We start from the raw sequence: 427 nt of genomic DNA on the forward strand, positions 1-427 counted from the left end.
GCGCGCATGATCGGCTGCGTCATCCGCTGCCTCGTCGGCCGCGATACTCACGCGGCCACGCGCTCCTCAGGCGAGCGCGCGATTTCGAGCGTCTCGTCGTGATACATCGAGAGCGATTCGCGATGCGCGACGCTCACGATCGCCGCCTTCGGCAGACGCTCCATGAACAGCTTGTAGAGACGGCTTTCGTTGTCGGGATCGAGCGCGCTGGTCGCTTCGTCGAGGAACAGATAGTCGGGCTTGTGCAGCAGCACGCGCGCGCAGCGCTTCGCGGCATTCCTCGTCGCTGTAGGCGTCGGCGTGCGCGGGGTAGGTGAGCGCCGCCTTGAGCGTGCCGATCGGCAGATAGCTTTGCTGCGGGATGAACATCATGCGCGCATCCACGGGCGCGTCGATCGAGCCTTCGCCGAACGGCCAGAGGCCCGCG

1 pseudogene is annotated in these 427 nt (G+C 66.5%); it reads right to left on the reverse strand.

Features of this window, described 5'->3' with window-relative positions:
- Positions 1–47: 47 nt before the first annotated feature.
- Positions 48–427, reverse strand: a pseudogene (locus tag LDO54_RS39265) (ABC transporter ATP-binding protein/permease); the annotation flags it as partial.

This window comes from Paraburkholderia tropica (assembly GCF_914484835.1).
In the GTDB taxonomy this organism is placed as follows: domain Bacteria; phylum Pseudomonadota; class Gammaproteobacteria; order Burkholderiales; family Burkholderiaceae; genus Paraburkholderia; species Paraburkholderia tropica_A.